Origin of the sequence: Pantoea sp. LMR881, assembly GCF_027157825.1 — a bacterium.
GTDB classification, from domain to species: domain Bacteria; phylum Pseudomonadota; class Gammaproteobacteria; order Enterobacterales; family Enterobacteriaceae; genus Pantoea; species Pantoea haifensis.
The window spans coordinates 1669723-1688770 of sequence record NZ_JAPVOK010000002.1 but is presented as its reverse complement, the minus strand read 5'-3'; the positions used below and the strand labels follow the sequence as shown (position 1 = coordinate 1688770).

The following is a 19048-nucleotide window of genomic DNA, read 5'->3' as shown; positions in this document are numbered from 1 at the left end:
TTTCAGGCCAGAGCAGTGCTCGCACGCCTCAGGTACGCGCCGGGTGCTGTGCGCTGGCCGTACCTGAACTGACGGCGACGTTGACGCCTGAATAAGGCTGGTGGTCAAAAATCGGCTGGCTGGCGAAACGTCATCGCATTACCAAACTTTGGATGCGTAATGGTCAGCGACTCAGCGTGCAGCAGTAGCCTTGAGGCCATCGCTTTTGCTTCGGGGTGGGCATAAAAACCATCCCCTAAAATCGGATGCCCCAACGCCAGCATATGCACACGCAGCTGGTGCGAGCGTCCGGTGATGGGCTTCAACAACACCCGTGCACTGTTGTCTGCTAAATATTCCAGCACCTGATATTCAGTTTGTGCAGCCTTACCTGTTTCAAAACAAACCTTCTGCTTCGGGCGATTTGGCCAGTCGCAAATCAGCGGCAAATCGACCAGCCCTTTTTCTTCAGCCGGATGACCCCAGATACGTGCCACGTAGGTTTTTGACGGCTCGCGCTCGCGAAACTGGCGTTTCAGTTCGCGTTCAGCCGCTTTGGTCAGCGCAACCACAATCACGCCGCTGGTCGCCATGTCGAGACGGTGCACAGATTCCGCTTGTGGATAATCGCGTTGAATGCGCGACATCACACTGTCTTTATGCTCTTCCAGTCGGCCGGGAACAGACAGCAGGCCGCTCGGTTTATTCACCACCATAATATGCTCATCCTGATAAAGGATATGCAGCCATGGCTCAAGCGGCGGATTATAAGGTTCCATGCATATTTCCAAAAAGGGGCCGTTCGGCCCCTGAATTTTACTGGTGGGTAACAACAATCAGACGCAGGGCATCCAGGCGCCAGTTGGCCTGGTCGAGATGCTCCAGCACCTTTTGACGGTTGCTTTCTAACGCTTCAACCTCATCGTCACGAATATTCGGGTTGACCGCTCTTAACGCTTCCAGACGCGCCAGTTCTGCGCCTAGTTTTTCATCCGCCTCGCGACGCGCTGCGTCAATCACCGCGCGGGCTTCGCTCACCACTTTCTCTTCAGCCTGAGTCAGAATGGCATGCACTTCCTGCTGCACGGCATTGACCAGCTTGCTGCCGGTATGGCGATTGACTGCATTCAACTGACGGTTGAAGCTTTCAAACTCCACTTTGGCCGCCAGGTTAGTACCGTTGCGATCCAACAGCAGACGAAGTGGCGTCGGTGGCAGGAAACGGGTCAGCTGCAGATTCTTCGGTGCCTGCGCTTCCACCACGTAGATCATCTCTACCAGCAGTGTGCCAACAGGCAGGGCTTTATTTTTTAGTAGCGATAAAGCACTGCTGCCGGTATCACCGGACAGGATCAGATCGAGGCCATTACGGATCAACGGATGTTCCCAGGTAATAAACTGGGTATCTTCGCGTGATAGTGCCTGATCGCGGTTAAATGTAATGGTGCAGCCATCTTCCGGCAGGCCTGGGAAATCAGGCACCAGCATATGATCGGAAGGCGTCAACACGATCAGGTTATCGCTGCGGTCTTCCTGATTGATGCCGACAATATCAAAAAGGTTAAGGGCAAAATTCACCAGCTCGGTGTCATTGTCCTGCTCGCCAATCGCATTTGCCAGAGCCTGCGCCGCTTCACCGCCGTTAGAGTTCAGCTCCAGCAGACGATCGCGACCCTGTTCGAGTTGCAATTTCAGGGCGTCATGCTGCTTGCGACACTCAACAATAAAGGCGTCGAAGCCTTCGCTGTTTTCCGGCGTGGCAAGGTAGTTAACCAACTGTGAATGCACGCTATCGTAAATGGTGCGGCCAGTCGGGCAGGTATGCTCAAATGCATCTAGCCCTTCGTGATACCAGCGCAACAGCACGGCCTGAGCCGTTTTTTCCAGCCACGGCACCAAAATCTGAATGTCATGTGACTGGCCGATACGGTCAAGACGACCGATACGCTGCTCCAGCAAATCGGGGTTCGCAGGCAAATCAAACATCACCAGACGGCTGGCGAACTGGAAATTACGGCCTTCAGAACCGATTTCTGAGCAGAGCAGAACCTGCGCGCCATTCTCTTCTGAAGCAAACCACGCGGCTGCACGGTCACGTTCAATGATCGACAGACCTTCATGGAACACGGCAGCACGAATACCTTCACGCTCGCGCAGCACCTGCTCCAGTTGCAGCGCAGTGGCAGCTTTGGCGCAAATCACCAGCACTTTTTCTTTGCGGTTACTGGTGAGATAACCCATGAGCCACTCAACGCGTGGATCGAAGTTCCACCAGGTGCCAGTGTCGCCTTCGAATTCCTGATAAATCTGCTCCGGGTAGAGCAGGTCACGGGCGCGCTCTTCTGCGCTTTTGCGGGTGCCCATGATGCCAGAGACTTTGATCGCCGTTTGATACTGCGCAGGCAGCGGCAGGCGGATCTGATGCAGTTCGCGTTTCGGGAAACCTTTCACGCCGTTACGCGTGTTACGGAACAGGACACGGCTGGTGCCGTGGCGATCCATTAACATCGATATCAGTTCTTTACGCGCGTCCAGCTTGCCGTCGCGATCGCTGTTCGCCACCTGGAGCAGCGGCTCAATATCTTGCTCACCCACCAGTTCGTTGATGATATTCATCTGCTCTTGTGAGATCGCTTTGTCGGCCAGCAATGACGAGACGGCGTCTGCAACCGGGCGGAAATGCTGTTGCTCTTCAACAAACTGCTCGAAGTCGTGGAAGCGATCGGGATCGAGCAAACGCAGACGGGCAAAGTGACTTTCCATCCCCAGCTGTTCTGGCGTTGCGGTCAGCAGTAACACGCCCGGTGTTTTTTCTGCCAGTTGCTCAATGACCTGATATTCACGGCTCGGTGCGCCTTCTGACCACGCCAGATGGTGCGCTTCGTCCACCACCAGTAAATCCCACTCGGCGTCAGCCAGCAGTTCAAGACGCTGTTTGTTGCGACGAACAAAATCGAGTGAGCAGATAATTAACTGTTCAGTATCAAACGGGTTATCGCTGTCGTGCTGGGCTTCGGTGTAGCGGTCGTCATCAAACAGTGCAAAGCGCAGGTTGAAGCGACGCAGCATTTCCACCAGCCACTGATGCTGCAAGGTTTCCGGTACCACAATCAGCACACGTTCAGCGCGTCCCGCCAGCAGTTGCTGCTGAATGATCATGCCGGCTTCAATGGTTTTACCGAGGCCGACTTCATCTGCCAGCAGCACACGTGGCGCATGGCGGCGGCCAACATCGTGCGCAATGTGTAACTGATGCGGGATCAGGTTAGTGCGCATGCCGCGCAGTCCACTGACTGGCAGTCGATATTGCGCACTCTGGTATTTACGCGCGCGGAAGCGCAGCGCAAAGCGATCCATACGATCAAGCTGTCCGGCAAACAGGCGATCCTGCGGCTTACTGAACACCAGTTTGCTGTCAAGCATCACTTCACGCAGCATCACCGCGCGCTCATCGGTATCGAGGCGCGTGCCGATATAGGTCATCAGGTCATTATCGTTGCGAACCTCGTCAACGTGCATCTGCCAGCCTTCATGGCTGGTGACGGTATCACCCGGATTAAAGATGACGCGCGTGACGGGCGAATCGTTGCGGGCATAGAGACGGTTTTCGCCTGTGGCCGGAAAGAGCAGCGTGACCATGCGCGTATCAATCGCGACGACCGTTCCTAATCCCAGTTCGCTTTCCGTATCACTAATCCAACGCTGACCTAATGTAAAAACCATATATTTTTTAGCTCGAATTTTTTAACGTTTTTGAAGGTGTTCCCAATGCTCAGGCAATAGCATTTCATCCAGACGATAAGGTCTGGTGAACGTGTCAGAGCGGTGAGTTTCGGGAAGGGCGCTATGGTACTGGATGACAGGCCGTTCGTCACCTGTCAAAAAAGCCCCAACTGACCCGTAATCAGTGTAGCAAAGTCATCATCGACAAAGGCAAAATGCCATCGGCGACCGGCTGTAATTGCTTGCTGACATAATGATCATAGTCGAGTGGTGTGATACGCGCTTCCAGTGGCTCTGGTCCTGCAGTTGCCATGACATAGCGAATCCGCCCGCCTTTTTGATACTGCAAGGGGCGGCCTAGTTTGCGATTTTGCTCATCAGCCAGACGCGCCGCACGCACATGTGGCGGCACGTTGCGTTCATACTCGCTTAAGGGGCGGCGCAGGCGTTTTTTATAAATCAGCTGATCGTCAAGCTCACCCGCCAGCAGCCGGGCGACAGTCTGGCGGATGAAATCCTGCCAGGGCTCGCGATGAAAAATACGGCTGTAGAGTGATTGCTGAAACTGCTGCGCCAGCGGCGTCCAGTCGGTACGCACCGACTCCAGCCCTTTAAACACCATGCGTTCGCTTTCACCCTCTTTGATCAGTCCCGCGTAACGTTTTTTGCTGCCCTGTTCGGCACCGCGAATGGTTGGCATCAAAAAGCGGCAAAAGTGGTTTTCATACTCCAGTTCCAGCGCGCTGTGTAAGCCGTAGGCTTTTTGCAGATGGTCGCGCCACCATTCATTGACCTTTTGCGCCAGTCGGTAACCAATCGCAGCCGCGTCCTCTTCACTGTGCGCTGATTTGAGCCAGACAAAAGTTGAATCGGTATCACCATAAATCACGTCATAACCTTCAGCCTCAATCAGTTCGCGCGTCTGCTGCATAATCGCATGACCGCGCAGCGTAATTGATGAAGCCAGGCGCGGATCAAAAAAGCGGCAGGCACGGGTGCCCAGCACGCCATAAAAAGCATTCATGATGATTTTCAACGCTTGTGACAGCGGCTTATTACCCTGTTTCTTAGCGGCTTCGCGGCCTTGCCAGATTTGTTCAACCATCGCGGGCAGGCAGTGCGTCTGGCGTGAAAAGCGCGCTTCACGAAAACCCGCAATCGAATCCGCATCGTCCGGGTGCGCTAACCCTTCAATCAGCCCCACCGGATCGATCAGAAAGGTACGAATAATTGAGGGATAAAGGCTTTTATAGTCGAGCACCAGCACTGAATCATACAAGCCAGGGCGTGAATCCATTACATAGCCGCCGGGGCTGGCTTCGGGTGCCACTTCGCCCAGGTTTGGCGCGACAAAGCCCGCGCGATGCATCCGCGGAATATAGAGATAGTTGAAGGCGGCGACTGAGCCGCCGTGGCGATCAACCGCCAGGCCGTTAACCGCTGCGCGCTCCAGCAAAAACGGCATGATCTCGGTTTTCTGAAAAATACGTGTTACCAGTTCACAATCTTTCAGGTTATAACGCGCCAGCGCAGGCTTATCGTTGGCGAAGCGCCAGTTAATCTCTTCCATCCGCTGCCACGGATTATCAATAGCCTTACCTTCACCCAGCAGCTGTTGCGAGACGGATTCGAGGCTGAACGATGGAAAATCCCAGAAGGCCGATTTAAGGGCATCAATGCCGTCAATGATCAAACGTCCTGTTGCCTGCGCAAAAAATACGCCGGGCTTAAAGCCATGCTCACGCCATTCCAGTGGGGTTTGCTGGCGACCCAGCCGCAGCGGAATCGCGTAGCGGTCGGCATGTTTCTGCAACATACGCAGGTCAAACTGCACCACATTCCAGCCAATAATGACGTCAGGATCGTGCCGGGCGAACCAGGCGTTTAACGCTTCAAGCAACTGCGGGCGGCTGTCGAGATAAATCAGTTCAAAGTCGAGCTGGCTGGCGTCACCGTTTGGCGGCCCCAGCATATAAACCTGGCGCTGACCGCAGCCTTCCAGCCCAATACAGTAAAGTTCACCATGCTGAGTGGTTTCGATATCCAGCGATACCCACTTTAACGGCGGGCGGTAATCGGGGTGAGGCTTAAGGCGCGTGTTGATCACGCTTTCGCCTTGCAGGTCACCGCTAAACCACAGGGGCGCAGTAATAAAACGCTCCATCAGAAAGCGTTCAGGCGGGCGGATATCCGCTTCATAAACAGGTATGTTGTTTTCGCGCAGCTGCTTCTCAATCCATTGCAGCTGGCGGTGCTGTCGACAATAAAGGCCAAACACCGGGCGACGGCTAAAATCTTTTAGTTGTAACGGCTGAATACGCACCTGCCGTTCGCCCTGCAGTAGCGTTTCTACCCGTGACTGGTATTCGCAGGGAATGAAGGCAACGGACTCCTGAGCAGGCAGCACCACGCGCTGTGGGCCTTGATCAGTCGCCAGCCACAAAACAATTTCGGTGCCCTGTGCGCTGTCGCGCCAGTGGCGGGTAAGCAGGAAACCTGCACGGGGCGTAGTCACACATTCTCCGAAGTAGGCTGACGGCAGGAGCGAAAGAGCCCAAAGTATAACATGGTTATTTATACAGTTCTGCTGCCAGCATTTGTCAATATCAGCGTACAATTCTTGCCTTGACGCTTTGCCGCAGGCTCAGGACAATCCAGCCTTCTGCTTTTTTTGAGGAAGGTTATGGAAGCCTGGGTTCAACACCTGTTTACGCAGTCGCTGGAGTGGGCGCTGTTTGCCGTTGCACTGGTGACGTTTCTTGAGTCGCTGGCGCTGGTCGGGTTATTACTGCCCGGCACGGTACTAATGGCCAGCCTTGGGGCGCTGGTGGGCAGTGGGCAGATCGGTCTTTATCCGGCCTGGGCAGCAGGCTTTGCCGGGTGTTTACTTGGCGACTGGGTCTCTTACGCTATTGGCTGGAAATTTCAGGGGCCGCTGCACCGCTGGAAATATCTGCAAAAATACAGAGGCTTGCTTAATAAAACCGAACACGCGCTGCATCAGCACAGTATGTTTACCGTGCTGGTTGGACGATTTGTTGGTCCAACACGTCCACTGATCCCGCTGGCGGCAGGCATGCTGGAATTACCGGTGCGTAAATTTTTGCCGCCGAATCTTATCGGCTGTGTTTTTTGGCCGCCGCTCTATCTGCTGCCCGGTATTTTAGCGGGTGTAGCCATTGATGTGCCTGAAGAGGCGCAGGGTGACAGTTTCAAATGGCTTTTGCTGCTGGTAGCCGTGCTGGTATGGCTGGGGATCTGGCTGTGCTGGCGCTGGTGGCGCAGCGGAAAAACGAGGGACTGGGCAACCGCTTATTTGCCGCCTGAGCGTTTGCGTTGGCTGGCACCGCTCGGTTTTGTGATTGCGGCTGGCGCACTGGTTGCCATTCAGTTTCATCCGATGATGCCCATTTTCCGGGGTCTGCTGTGGCAGGTCTTTTTTAATTAACGGCGCGGGATGCCGAGCACATCGGCTTCCCGGGTCTCACCAGACAGCAACTGTTCGGTTGCGCCATCCCAGTAAATCCGCCCGTCAACCACCACCACGCTGCGTGGCGCAATCTGCTGGGCATCTTCAAGGCTGTGTGACACCATCAGCAAAGTTATGTCGCGCGTTTCGCATACCGAGCGCACCAGTTGCAACATCTCGCCGCGCAGGGCGGGATCGAGAGCGGAAAACGGCTCATCCAGCAGCAACAGTGGCTTATCGCGCAGCAGACAGCGAGCCAGCGCCACACGCTGGCGTTGCCCCCGACAACTGGCCCGGCAAGCGCGCCAGCAGATCGCTGAGTCCAACCTGTTGTGCAATCTCCACCAGTTGCTGCTGCTGGGCGGCGTTCAGTTTGAGGCCGGGGTGCAATCCCAGCGCCATGTTTTGCTGCACGCTGAGATGGGGAAACAGGTTGTTTTCCTGAAACAGCATTGAGACCGGGCGCTTCGCCGGAACGCTGTGGGTATGATCGTCGCCGTTAATATGCAGGCTTCCCCGACTTACCGGAAGGAAACCGGCAATCAGGTTCAGCAGCGTACTTTTTCCTGCGCCACTGGGGCCGAGAATCGCCAGTCGTTCACCGCGCGTCGCGTTAAGACTAAAACGCATCGGCAAATGCTGATAAAGGTAGGTGAGGTTATTGAGTGTCAGCATGGCGGCCCGGTAATTTTTCCATCAAAGTGAACAGCAGCAGGCAGAGTAACAGCAACAGCAGGGCAGTGACTGCACCATCCGCGCCGCGATAGGAACCTATCTGTTGATAAAGGTAGAAGGGCAGCGTGCGAAAATCTGCATTACCAAACAGCGCCACCACACCAAAATCGCCAATGGATAACACGCAGGCAAACGCCAGCGCCTGTGCTAAAGGCCGCTGCAAGGCACGCAGTTCAATCAGGCGCAGCCGGTTCCAGCCGCTAATGCCAAGCGAGCCACATAAGTGGCTATAGCGTTCGGCAAGATCGCGCATGGGATTTTCCAGCACTTTAAGCGCATAAGGGATCGCGATCAGCGCGTTAGTAAAAATCACCAGTCCATCAGCAGAGGTCGGCAGGCCAACCGTGGCGTTAAAAAGCAGGAAAAAACCGGTCGCCAGCACAATACCGGGCATCGCCAGAATCAACATGCCGCTGGTATCGATAATCTGTGCGGCAACGTTGCGCTGGCGTAAGCGCAGTTCACGGCTGCTCCACAGCAGCATCAGGGTGAGCAGCACACACAGCAGGCCCGCTCCCAGAGCAATGCGCAGCGAGGTAAATGTGGCTTGCCATAACGCCGGTTGCATCAGCGCACCGCGCAGGCCGCCGTGTAACCCATCAACCATTACCGCCAGCAGCGGCGGCAACAGCAGCAGCAGGGATAAAACAATCATCACGCTATCACTCAGGCGCGCTAAAACAGAATCCTGCGGATCGCGCCAGCCGCGCAGTTGACCATTGCCAGTGGGAATTGCCTTGCTAAAACGCTGGCTCAACAGCACCAGCGCCAGGCAACAGGTCAGTTGAATCAGTGCCAGCAGCGCCGCACGACCGGGATCGTAGTCGTAACTCAGTGCCTGAAAGATGGCGAGTTCGATGGTAGTGGCCTGCGGTCCGCCACCCAGCGTTAGCACGGTGGCGAAACTGGCAAAGCACAGCATAAAAATGAGTGCGCCAGTCGGCAGTAACTGGCGACGCAGCCACGGCCACTCCAGCAGGCGGAAGTGATGCCAGCCGCGCAGATTAAGCTGCGCCGCTAACTGGCGCTGTTCGGCTGGAATACTCTCTAACGCTTGTAACAACAGGCGCGTCGCCAACGGCAGGTTGAAGAAAACGTGCGCCAGCAAAATGCCTTGCAGGCCATAAGGGGAGAAGGTGTAATCAATGCCCGCTAACTGACAAAGCTGGGCCAGCCAGCCAACGCGACCATACACCGTTAGCAGGCCAAATACGGCGACCAGCACCGGCAGCACCAGCGTCATGGCGCACAGACGCAGCAGCAGCCGACGGCCCGGAAAACGTCGCCGGTAGAGGGCCCGTGCCAGCGCAATCGCGGGCAGCAGCGACAGCAGCGCAGAGAGCAGCGCCTGCCCAAAGGAAAAGGCAACCACGTGGTGGAGATAATCATCTTGCAGCACGCTACGCCAGTGAGTTTCTGGCGCGGCAATCCACAGCGATGAAAAGGCCAGCAGCGCCACACTGCACAGCAGCAGCGTGGCGAGTGCGCCAGGATCAGCCAGCAGGGGATCAGTGGCTGACGGCGCGTTGCCATGCATTAATCCATTGTGAACGGTGGCTGGCGACATCCTGTGCCGAATATTGCAGCGCGGTGGCAGGCAAGCTGAGCGTCGCGAAGCCAGCAGGCAAATCGGTTTTGATTACCGGATACATCCAGTTGCCGGTTGGAATGCTGTTCTGGAAAGCCGGGGAGACCATGAAGCGCATAAACTGCTGCGCCAGTTTGGGCTGTTTGCTGCTGGCTAACTGCGCGGCAACTTCAACCTGGAGATAATGGCCTTCAGTAAAAGGCGCGGCAGCATAGTGATCTTTTTCTCTTCAATAAGATGGTAAGCCGGTGAGGTGGTGTAACTCAGCACCAAATCCCCTTCACCTTTCAGGAACAGGCCGTAGGCTTCGCTCCAGCCCTTGGTCACGGTTACCGTTTTTTGTGCCAGCTTTTGCCACGCCTGGGGTGCCTGATCGCCATACACTTTTTGCATCCACAACAGCAAGCCTAACCCTGGCGTGCTGGTACGCGGATCTTCGTAAATGACGCGCCATTTTTCCGGGCTTTCAACCAGCTCTTTCAGGCTTTTTGGCGGATTTTTCAGTTTGTTTTTGTCATAGACAAAAGCGAAGTAGCCGTAATCAAACGGGATGAAGGTTTTATCCTGCCAGCCGCCGGGCAATTGCAGTGCGCCAGTATCCACATCGCTGGCGGCAAACAGCCCCGTCTGCTGGGCGGCCTGCACTAAATTGTTATCGAGTCCCAACACCACGTCAGCTTTGCTGTTCTTGCCTTCCATGCGCAGGCGATTAAGCAGCGACACGCCATCTTCCAGCGCGACATATTTCAGTTCGCAGTGACACTGCGCTTCAAATGCTTTTTTTACTGCCGGGCCGGGGCCCCAGTCTGCGGAGAATGAATCGTAGGTGTAGACGGTTAAGGTGGGTTTCGCCGCAAAGACAGAGGCTGATAACAGCAGCAGCACAGGCAGGGCTTTCTTTAACACTTTGCGCTCCTTGAGGAGAATTGTTGAGTGAGTCGCAAAGGATCTGAGCGTTCTGACCTCAAATCCCTACGTCGGTATTAACCGAATCAGGTTCGACGGGTATCTCTCAGCCGCTTGCAACCTTCACAAACAGCACCCCGTTGAGAACGACACATTCTAGTCATTTCAGCGCAAAGGGCAAGGTTCACAGCTCCGGCGGAGCAAACCAGGCTGATTTAAAATCAAACCAGCCGAGCGTATTCATGCGCACGCCGCGCATACTACGCTGGCCCTCCAGCAGCAGCCAGTGATGAAACAGCGGATGTAATCCCCCTTCTTCGACCAGACGCTTACTCCACTCCGCCAGCGGAAGGTTCTTTTTACGCCAGCGCGCAGCGTCACCGTGCCAGTCAATGGGCAGACAGTGATGTAACAGCGGGATCTCATACAGCTGGGCGAAGAGAGAATATTCCAGCGGCAAAGTGAAGTTTACGCTGCCCAGCCAGATATCGCTTTCTGCTTCGCCCTGATGCCAAATTTCATAACTCACTTCCTGCGTGACCAGCTCGACATTGTGCTGCGCCAGCAGAGGACGCAACGCATTTGCAATGCCTTCATGTTCCACATGCTGGCTATACCAGGTTAGCGTCAGTCTTTTCAGACTGGCAGGCTTTTCAACCGGGGTTAAATCACGGCGATGATGCCAGCGCGGCAGCAATCCGTAAGCCGGGAACCAGTAGCGTTGATAGCCAATTTCGGCATGATTAAGCAAGGCGATCGGGTTAAATAAATAGCTTACCCAACGGCGAATGGCGTCATCGCTGCCCTGGCGCGAACGCTGGTCGAACAGTAAATAATAACATCCCTCTTCGAGGCGGCTTTCTTCCTGTTTCTCGTCAGCCGTCTCGCCCTGCAAGCGTACTCCGGCATACACCAGCTCATCGCTGATATCAGGCAGTACCCATATTGAGACATCATCAATTAACGCGCGAAAGCCAAAATAATCATCAAAGGCGGCAATTTTTAGCTGGCTTTGCTGGTTGCGAACCACGCTATACGGGCCGGTCCCGATGGGCTGGCGGGCAAAGTCGCGCAGTTCAGGCCATTCGCGAGGCAGAATCATCGCGCTTACGCTGCCAAGCAGCCACGGCAGCCAGTCATCGGGCTGACTGAGAGTGATATCAAGCGTCCAGGGTGCGGGCGTGCTGATATGTTGAAGATGGGAAAACAGCGGCTGGCTGCGCAGGCGTTCAAGACTGCTAATGACATCAGCCATCTCCAGCTCGCGGCCATGATGAAAGCGGATCGCCGGACGCAGAAAAAGCGCCAGTGCAGCGGTGAGTTTTGCTGCCAGTGGTGGGCAATATCCGCTTCTGTTTCCCCCTTTTCCTCATTTATGTGTGTCAGGCCGCTAAAAATTTGTCGCGCCAAATGGGTTTCTGAACGGCGCAGCGGCGAGCCGGGTAATAAATTTAGCAGCGGACGATAGTAGAGAACGCGCAGAATATGTTTACCCTGGCGAAAACTGCGGCCCAGATGGGCGCTGATCATCTGTCGTACCTGAGTTTTGTCACCCACCAGCTGTACAAGCTGATCGATGCGGTCCTGCTCCAGCAGATCTTCTGCACGCTGCTGCTGAAGTGCCAGGCCAGTATAACAAAACGTGAGCAGCGAACGCTTGCCGCGTCCCGCTTCTGCTTGCCAGATCAGCCAACCCGCATCCTGCATGGCGTTGAGTAAATTACGCATATGGCGACGCGAACAGTGCAAGACATGCGCTAATTCGCTCAGCGTCGTTTCCTGCGTTTGCCCCTGGCAGCTCTGCCATAAACGGATGAATTGCTGTTTCAGGCGTGATGAGGACATGAAAAGAGGAACTCCCTGTTAAAAGTGCTCTGTTTTTCCTGCCTCATATTAGAGGCAAAATCTGTTTCATGGAAAGAGCGGGAGGCATTCCGCGGAATGGCGCTCTGTCCATGATCGTGCAGCTTAGTGCGATCCTTTCTGAGTAGGGGTGCAATTACACCGCCAGCAGATTTTCTCTGCTGGCTTTTTTCATGTTGCACTGTATCGTCTACCCTTCTTTTTCCTCTGTTTTTTCATTCTGTAAGGGACTTCGGTATGAACTCGCCGCGCAGTAATAACTCGGTTTATCTGGCGTTTATGGTGGCCTCTTTCATGATTGGCGTAGCCGGTGCCTTACAGGCCCCTACGCTCAGTCTGTTCCTCACGCGAGAAGTCCAGGCCCGACCTTTCTGGGTGGGGCTGTTTTTTACCATCAATGCCGTGGCGGGCATTGTGGTCAGTATGCTGGTGGCTAAACGTTCAGACAGCGTAGGCGATCGTCGCCACATCATTTTATTCTGTTGCCTGATGGCGCTGTGCAACGCTCTATTATTCGCTTTTAGTCGTGATTACCTGACGCTTATCACCTTAGGCGTGCTGCTATCCGCTTTAGCCAGCGTATCAATGCCGCAGATATTCGCGCTGGCGCGTGAATATGCTGACCAGTCAGCGCGTGAAGTGGTGATGTTCAGCTCGGTAATGCGCGCCCAACTGTCGCTGGCGTGGGTGATCGGGCCGCCACTGTCGTTTACGCTGGCGCTTAATTACGGCTTCGTCACGCTGTTTATGGTCGCGGCGGCGCTGTTTTTGACCTGTACTTTACTCGTCTGGCTGACCTTACCGTCTGTTCCGCGCGCAGAGACGATGATGCACACCGGCGGCATGCCGATCAGCGGCTGGCGCGATCGCGACGTTCGCCTGCTTTTTATCGCCTCGGTGACGATGTGGACCTGCAATACCATGTACATTATTGATATGCCGCTCTATATCAGCAGTACCCTGGGATTACCGGAAAAACTGGCGGGCTTACTGATGGGGCTGGCAGCCGGACTGGAAATTCCGGTGATGTTGCTGGCGGGCTATTTTGCTAAGCGCACAGGGAAACGCAATTTGATGCTGCTGGCGGTGGCAGCAGGTATTCTTTTCTATCTCGGATTAGTGCTGTTTAGTTCACGTCAGGCACTGCTGATTTTGCAACTGTTTAACGCTGTGTTTATTGGCATCATTGCGGGCATTGGCATGCTGTGGTTCCAGGATTTAATGCCGGGACGCCCCGGTGCGGCAACCACAATGTTTACTAATTCTATCTCCACCGGCATGATTTTAGCGGGAGTGATTCAGGGAACCCTCAGCGATCATCTTGGGCATGTTGCGGTGTACTGGCTGGCGCTGGCTTTGGCGACTGCCGCTTTTGCTATGTCCGCCCGGGTACGTAACGTATAAAAAAGGGCGACCCGCTGGTCGCCCCTGATTGCCTGCTTAATGATTAACGCAGGTAAGCCGGTTGATTCTGTTCATATTGCGCAATCGATGCTTCGTGTTGCAGCGTCAAACCGATGCTGTCGAGGCCGTTGATCATGCAATGAAGGCGGAAGCTGTCGAGCTCAAACGAATAAGTTTTGTCGCCTGCCTTCACGGTTTGCGCTTCGAGATCAACAACGAAGCGGATGCCCGGCTGAGCGGCAACCAGCTTGAACATCTCATCGACTTCTTCATCGCTCAGCTTGATTGGCAGCAGTTGGTTATTGAAGCTGTTGCCATAAAAGATGTCAGCGAAGCTCGGCGCAATGACTACGTGGAAACCAAAATCGGTCAATGCCCAGGGGCGTGTTCACGTGAGGAACCACAACCAAAGTTTTCACGCGCCAGCAGAATACTGGCTCCCTGATAAGCGGGCTGATTCAGTACGAAACTGGCGGTTGGCACTGTTCCGGCGTCATCGTCGAAGCGCCAGTCGTGAAACAAGTGCTGACCAAAACCGGTGCGCGTCACTTTCTGCAGAAACTGTTTAGGAATAATGGCATCGGTGTCGACGTTAGCGGCATCCAGCGGCGCAACAATTCCGGTATGTTGGGTAAATTTCTTCGCCATGACTCAGGCTCCTGTCGTCAGTTCACGGATGTCAGCAAAGTGGCCGGTGACCGCAGCTGCCGCAGCCATTGCCGGGCTAACCAGATGGGTTCGACCGCCACGGCCCTGACGACCTTCAAAGTTACGGTTACTGGTGGATGCACAACGCTCGCCGGGATTCAGGCGGTCATTGTTCATGGCCAGACACATAGAGCAGCCAGGCAGACGCCACTCAAAACCCGCGTCGAGAAAAATTTTATCTAAGCCTTCCGCTTCCGCTTGCGCCTTCACCGGGCCTGAGCCTGGAACCACCATAGCAATTACCCCCGGCGCGACTTTGCGTCCTTTGGCGACAGCCGCAGCAGCGCGCAGATCTTCAATACGTGAGTTAGTGCAGGAACCGATAAAGACTTTATCAATAGCGACGTCGGTCAGCTTAATGCCAGGCTGCAAATTCATGTAAGCCAGTGCTTTTTCTGCTGAGGCGCGCTCAACCGGATCGGCAAACGAAGCCGGGTTCGGGATCGCCTGATCAACTGCAATCACCTGGCCGGGGTTGGTTCCCCAGGTGACTTGTGGGGCAATCTCTTCAGCATGCAGTGTAACAACCGCATCAAATTTGGCATCGCTGTCTGACTTCAGGGTGCGCCAGTATTCAACTGCCTGCTCCCATTTTTCACCCTGCGGCGCAAACTGACGGCCTTTCAGGTAGTTGAACGTCGTCTCGTCTGGCGCGACCAGGCCCGCTTTTGCACCCATTTCGATCGCCATGTTGCACAGCGTCATACGACCTTCCATGCTCAGAGCTTCGATGGCTGGACCACAAAATTCCACGACATGTCCGGTGCCGCCTGCACTGCCGGTTTTACCTATAATCGCCAGCACAATATCTTTTGCGGTGATGCCCTGAGTGGCTTCGCCCAGCACTTCGATTTTCATGGTTTTCGCGCGGCCTTGCTTCAGCGTCTGGGTCGCGAAAACGTGTTCAACTTCTGACGTGCCGATGCCGAATGCCAGTGAACCAAAGGCGCCGTGGGTTGCCGTATGTGAGTCACCACAAACGATCGTCATACCTGGCAAGGTCATGCCTTGTTCCGGACCGATGACGTGTACGATGCCCTGAAACGGGTGATTCAGGTCATATAACTGCACGCCAAATTCAGCGCAGTTTTTAATCAACTCTTGCATCTGAATACGTGCCATCTCACCCGAAGCGTTAATGTCTTTGGTTTGGGTGGAGACGTTATGATCCATGGTCGCGAAGGTTTTTTCCGGCTGACGGACTTTACGTCCGTGAGCGCGCAGACCATCAAAGGCCTGCGGCGAAGTCACCTCATGGATCAGGTGACGATCGATATAGAGTAACGGTGTTTCATTCGGCGCTTCGTGAACGACATGTGCATCAAATAACTTCTGATATAACGTTTTCATTGTTTTATTTTTCCTCGGCGATAAAGCGGGCAATAATGCTGCCCATCTCATCTGTGCTGACCGCTGGGCCATCACCGGCTAAGTCTTTGGTACGGAAACCTTCTTCCAGCGCACGGCTGATGGCACGCTCAATGCTGTCAGCGGCATCATCAGCATTCAGGCTGTAGCGCAGCAGTAATGACAGCGACAGGATCTGTGCAACCGGGTTAGCAATATTTTGTCCGGCGATATCAGGTGCAGAGCCGCCCGCAGGTTCGTAGAGACCGAAACCGTCTTCATTCAGGCTGGCGGACGGCAGCATACCCATTGAACCGGTGATCATTGCGCATTCATCAGAAAGAATGTCACCAAACAGGTTAGAGCAGAGCAACACGTCAAACTGTGAAGGATCTTTGATCAACTGCATGGTGGCGTTGTCGATGTACATATGGCTCAGTTGTACATCCGGGTATTCTTTGGCGATTTCGTTTACGATTTCGCGCCACATCACTGAGGTTTGCAGAACGTTGGCTTTATCGACCGACGTGACTTTGCTACGACGCTTGCGCGCAGATTCAAAGGCGATACGGGCGATACGCTCAATTTCAAAACGGTGATAAACCTCAGTGTCAAAAGCGCGTTCGTGTGGGCCGCTGCCTTCACGTCCTTTCGGCTGACCGAAATAGATGCCGCCGGTCAGTTCACGCACGCACAAAATATCGAAACCTTTTGCGGCGATATCGCTGCGCAGCGGACAGAAGGCTTCCAGTCCGCTATACAACGCAGCAGGGCGCAGGTTGCTGAACAGCTTAAAATGTTTACGCAGAGGCAACAGCGCACCACGCTCTGGCTGAGAAGCCGGCGGTAAATGTTCCCACTTTGGACCGCCCACAGAGCCAAAAAGAATGGCATCAGCCTGTTCGCAACCGGCGACCGTTGCAGGCGGCAGGGGTTCGCCATGACGATCAATGGCAATGCCACCGACATCATATTCGCTGGTGGTGATCTGCATGTCGAAGCGTTGACGAATAGCATCCAGAACTTTAATGGCCTGCGCCATTACTTCCGGGCCAATACCGTCCCCTGGCAATACCGCGATATGAGAAGTCTTAGACATAGTTACACCGTTTCCTTCTGATCTTTAAATTTGCGCTGCAATTCTTTTTCAACTTGTTTGGCACGCCAGATGTTATTTAACGCGTTCACCATTGCTTTAGCAGAGGATTCAACGATATCCGTGGCCAGACCGACGCCATGGAATTTACGATCGTTGTAACTCACCACGATATCGACCTGGCCCAGCGCGTTTTCGCCGTGGCCTTTTGCCGTCAGTTTGTAATTCACCAGTTCAGCATCAAACTGGGTGATGCGGTTGATCGCCTGATAAACCGCGTCAACCGGGCCGTTACCGGTTGCTGCTTCAGATTTGGCTTCTTCGCCACAGCCCAGATTAACCGACGCGGTGGCGGTGATGCTGGAACCTGACTGCACGTTGAATTCTTTTAACTGGAAATATTCAGGCTCTTCGTTCTGCTTGTTGATAAAGGCCAGTGCTTCCAGATCGTAATCAAATACCTGACCTTTCTTATCAGCCAGTTTCAGGAAGGCGTCATACAGTGTATCCAGGTTGTAGTCGCTCTCTTTGTAGCCCATCTCTTCCATGCGATGTTTCACTGCCGCACGGCCAGAGCGTGAGGTCAAATTCAACTGGATTTTGTGCAGGCCAATCGATTCAGGCGTCAGGATTTCGTAGTTTTCGCGATTTTTCAGCACGCCATCCTGATGAATGCCGGATGAGTGAGCAAAGGCATTAGAACCCACCACCGCTTTGTTTGCGGAGATTGGCATGTTGCAAATCTGGCTAACCGTCTGGCTGGTGCGATAAATTTCCTGATGGTGGATATTGGTATGCACATTCATGATCTGCTGGCGTGTTTTAATCGCCATAATCACTTCTTCCAGCGCACAGTTACCGGCGCGTTCGCCCAGACCATTCAGCGTACCTTCAACCTGACGAGCACCGGCTTGTACCGCCGCGATTGCGTTGCCCGTTGCCATGCCTAAATCGTCGTGGGTATGTACCGACAAAATTGCTTTATCGATGTTTGGTACGCGATTAATCAGCTGGCTAATGATGTTGGCGTATTCGTTTGGCAAGGTGTAGCCAACGGTGTCAGGAATGTTGATGGTTGTGGCACCCGCGTTAATCGCGGCTTCAACCATGCGGCACAGATCGTCAATCGGTGTACGGCCACCATCTTCACATGAAAACTCAACATCATTAGTGTAATTGCGGGCGCGTTTAATCATATGCACGGCGCGCTCAATGACTTCTGGCAGGGTACTGCGCAATTTCGTTGCGATGTGCATCGGCGAGGTTGCAATGAAGGTGTGAATACGGAACGCTTCAGCTACGCGCAGAGATTCATAGGCCGCATCAATATCTTTCTCAACGCAGCGAGCCAGGCCACACACGCGGCTGTTTTTGATGGTGCGCGCAATGGTCTGCACTGACTCAAAATCACCTGGGGAGGAAACAGGGAAACCTACTTCCATTACGTCAACGCCCATGCGTTCCAACGCTAAAGCAATTTGCAGTTTTTCTTTCACACTCAGGCTGGCCTGTAATGCCTGCTCACCGTCGCGCAGAGTGGTATCGAAAATAATGACTTGCTGGCTCATCGTATTCATCCTTATGCATTTCTGGCCTTGCAACGAGCATAAAAAAACCCGCGCATCGGCGCGGGTTTTTAACTTTCAGCAGGTTTGAATCAGTGTTTGATTCCGCCCACAAGTCTACCGCGCAAATAAGCTGCGTTTAGTAGTAGACCTAATAGGAGAGAAGAACGAAACATGGATTCAAACCTCGTAATTTTTTTTGCTGCACATATTGGTACTGGAATCCCAGAGTGATGTCAACCATAAGAGAAAGGTTATTTCGTCAGGTCAATAAGGAAAATATTCTGCCATTTAGCAGAGCGACAGAGTTATGCGTAAAAGCTAAAAGTGAAAAAGAATGAGAACAGCGTCACACTCGTGTCAAAAGTGAGCTTTATTTGTTTATTCGATTGATTTTAAAGGTATTAATTTTGTTAAGGCAAAATGCCAAAGCGCACAAAAAAGCGTAGTAAGTAGCACAATCTCGGGTGAATTAGCCTTTTCCAGGATAATAACGCCAGAAATGAATTGCCTCAGCAAATTGTGGGCTAAGTTGATCGGCGATAACTTTTTTCTATTTCTTAGATCACGCTGAAAATAAATTCATGGCCAGCATTTTCGTCTGCTGATAGCCCACGTAATTAGTTTAATCCGCGTAGCGGAATCTTATCGCGCAGAGCCTTTAA

Annotated in this window: 8 protein-coding genes, 6 pseudogenes and 1 riboswitch; of the genes and pseudogenes, 2 read left to right on the top strand and 12 right to left on the bottom strand. The window is 53.8% G+C overall.

Annotation, left to right across the window (positions count from 1 at the left end; all coding sequences use genetic code 11):
• Positions 1-104: 104 nt before the first annotated feature.
• The 3 genes and pseudogenes from rluA to polB form a co-directional block, all read right to left on the bottom strand.
• Positions 105-764, bottom strand: a complete 660-nt coding sequence (gene rluA / locus O3W44_RS09810; RefSeq protein ID WP_269294413.1) for a bifunctional tRNA pseudouridine(32) synthase/23S rRNA pseudouridine(746) synthase RluA — start codon at positions 762-764, stop codon at positions 105-107.
• Positions 765-795: 31 nt separating this feature from the next.
• Positions 796-3702, bottom strand: a complete 2907-nt coding sequence (gene rapA / locus O3W44_RS09805; protein ID WP_269292912.1) for an RNA polymerase-associated protein RapA — start codon at positions 3700-3702, stop codon at positions 796-798.
• 155 nt (positions 3703-3857) lie between these two features.
• Positions 3858-6217: pseudogene (gene polB / locus O3W44_RS09800) on the bottom strand (DNA polymerase II).
• A gap of 168 nt (positions 6218-6385) precedes the next feature.
• Here polB and O3W44_RS09795 point away from each other — a divergent pair.
• A complete protein-coding gene (locus tag O3W44_RS09795; protein ID WP_269292911.1) occupies positions 6386-7150 on the top strand; it encodes a DedA family protein in 765 nt (254 codons plus the stop codon).
• Here O3W44_RS09795 and thiQ read toward each other — a convergent pair.
• From thiQ to sgrR, 4 pseudogenes are all read right to left on the bottom strand, one after another.
• Positions 7147-7846 (bottom strand): annotated as a pseudogene (gene thiQ / locus O3W44_RS09790) (thiamine ABC transporter ATP-binding protein ThiQ). The gene O3W44_RS09795 and the pseudogene thiQ overlap by 4 nt on opposite strands.
• Positions 7830-9439, bottom strand: a pseudogene (gene thiP, locus O3W44_RS09785) (thiamine/thiamine pyrophosphate ABC transporter permease ThiP). The pseudogenes thiQ and thiP overlap by 17 nt, the downstream one beginning before the upstream one ends.
• A pseudogene (gene thiB, locus O3W44_RS09780) lies at positions 9415-10400 on the bottom strand (thiamine ABC transporter substrate binding subunit). Before thiB ends, thiP begins: the two co-directional pseudogenes overlap by 25 nt.
• 45 nt (positions 10401-10445) lie before the next feature.
• A riboswitch (TPP riboswitch) is annotated at positions 10446-10550 on the bottom strand.
• Between the two features lie 34 nt (positions 10551-10584).
• Positions 10585-12245, bottom strand: a pseudogene (gene sgrR / locus O3W44_RS09775) (HTH-type transcriptional regulator SgrR).
• A gap of 255 nt (positions 12246-12500) precedes the next feature.
• Here sgrR and O3W44_RS09770 point away from each other — a divergent pair.
• Entirely contained in the window at positions 12501-13667 is a 1167-nt protein-coding gene (locus O3W44_RS09770; protein WP_269292910.1) for an MFS transporter, read from the top strand.
• Positions 13668-13710: 43 nt separating this feature from the next.
• Here O3W44_RS09770 and leuD read toward each other — a convergent pair.
• The 5 genes and pseudogenes from leuD to leuL all read right to left on the bottom strand — a co-directional run bounded on the left by leuD (position 13711) and on the right by leuL (position 18559).
• Positions 13711-14315 (bottom strand): annotated as a pseudogene (leuD, locus tag O3W44_RS09765) (3-isopropylmalate dehydratase small subunit).
• A 3-nt stretch (positions 14316-14318) separates the two neighbouring features.
• Positions 14319-15725, bottom strand: coding sequence for a 3-isopropylmalate dehydratase large subunit (gene leuC, locus O3W44_RS09760; protein ID WP_269292909.1), 1407 nt, complete (start codon positions 15723-15725; stop codon positions 14319-14321).
• A gap of 4 nt (positions 15726-15729) precedes the next feature.
• Positions 15730-16821 carry a 3-isopropylmalate dehydrogenase gene (gene leuB / locus O3W44_RS09755; RefSeq protein ID WP_269292908.1) on the bottom strand — a complete coding sequence of 364 codons (1092 nt, stop codon included), beginning with the start codon at positions 16819-16821 and terminating at the stop codon, positions 15730-15732.
• 2 nt (positions 16822-16823) lie between these two features.
• The gene (gene leuA, locus O3W44_RS09750) at positions 16824-18386 is read right to left on the bottom strand and encodes a 2-isopropylmalate synthase (protein WP_269292907.1); all 1563 of its coding nucleotides are present in this window, start codon (positions 18384-18386) and stop codon (positions 16824-16826) included.
• A gap of 89 nt (positions 18387-18475) precedes the next feature.
• On the bottom strand, positions 18476-18559 hold the full coding sequence (leuL, locus tag O3W44_RS24960; RefSeq protein WP_442954664.1) for a leu operon leader peptide: 84 nt from the start codon (positions 18557-18559) through the stop codon (positions 18476-18478).
• Between the last annotated feature and the right edge of the window lie 489 nt (positions 18560-19048).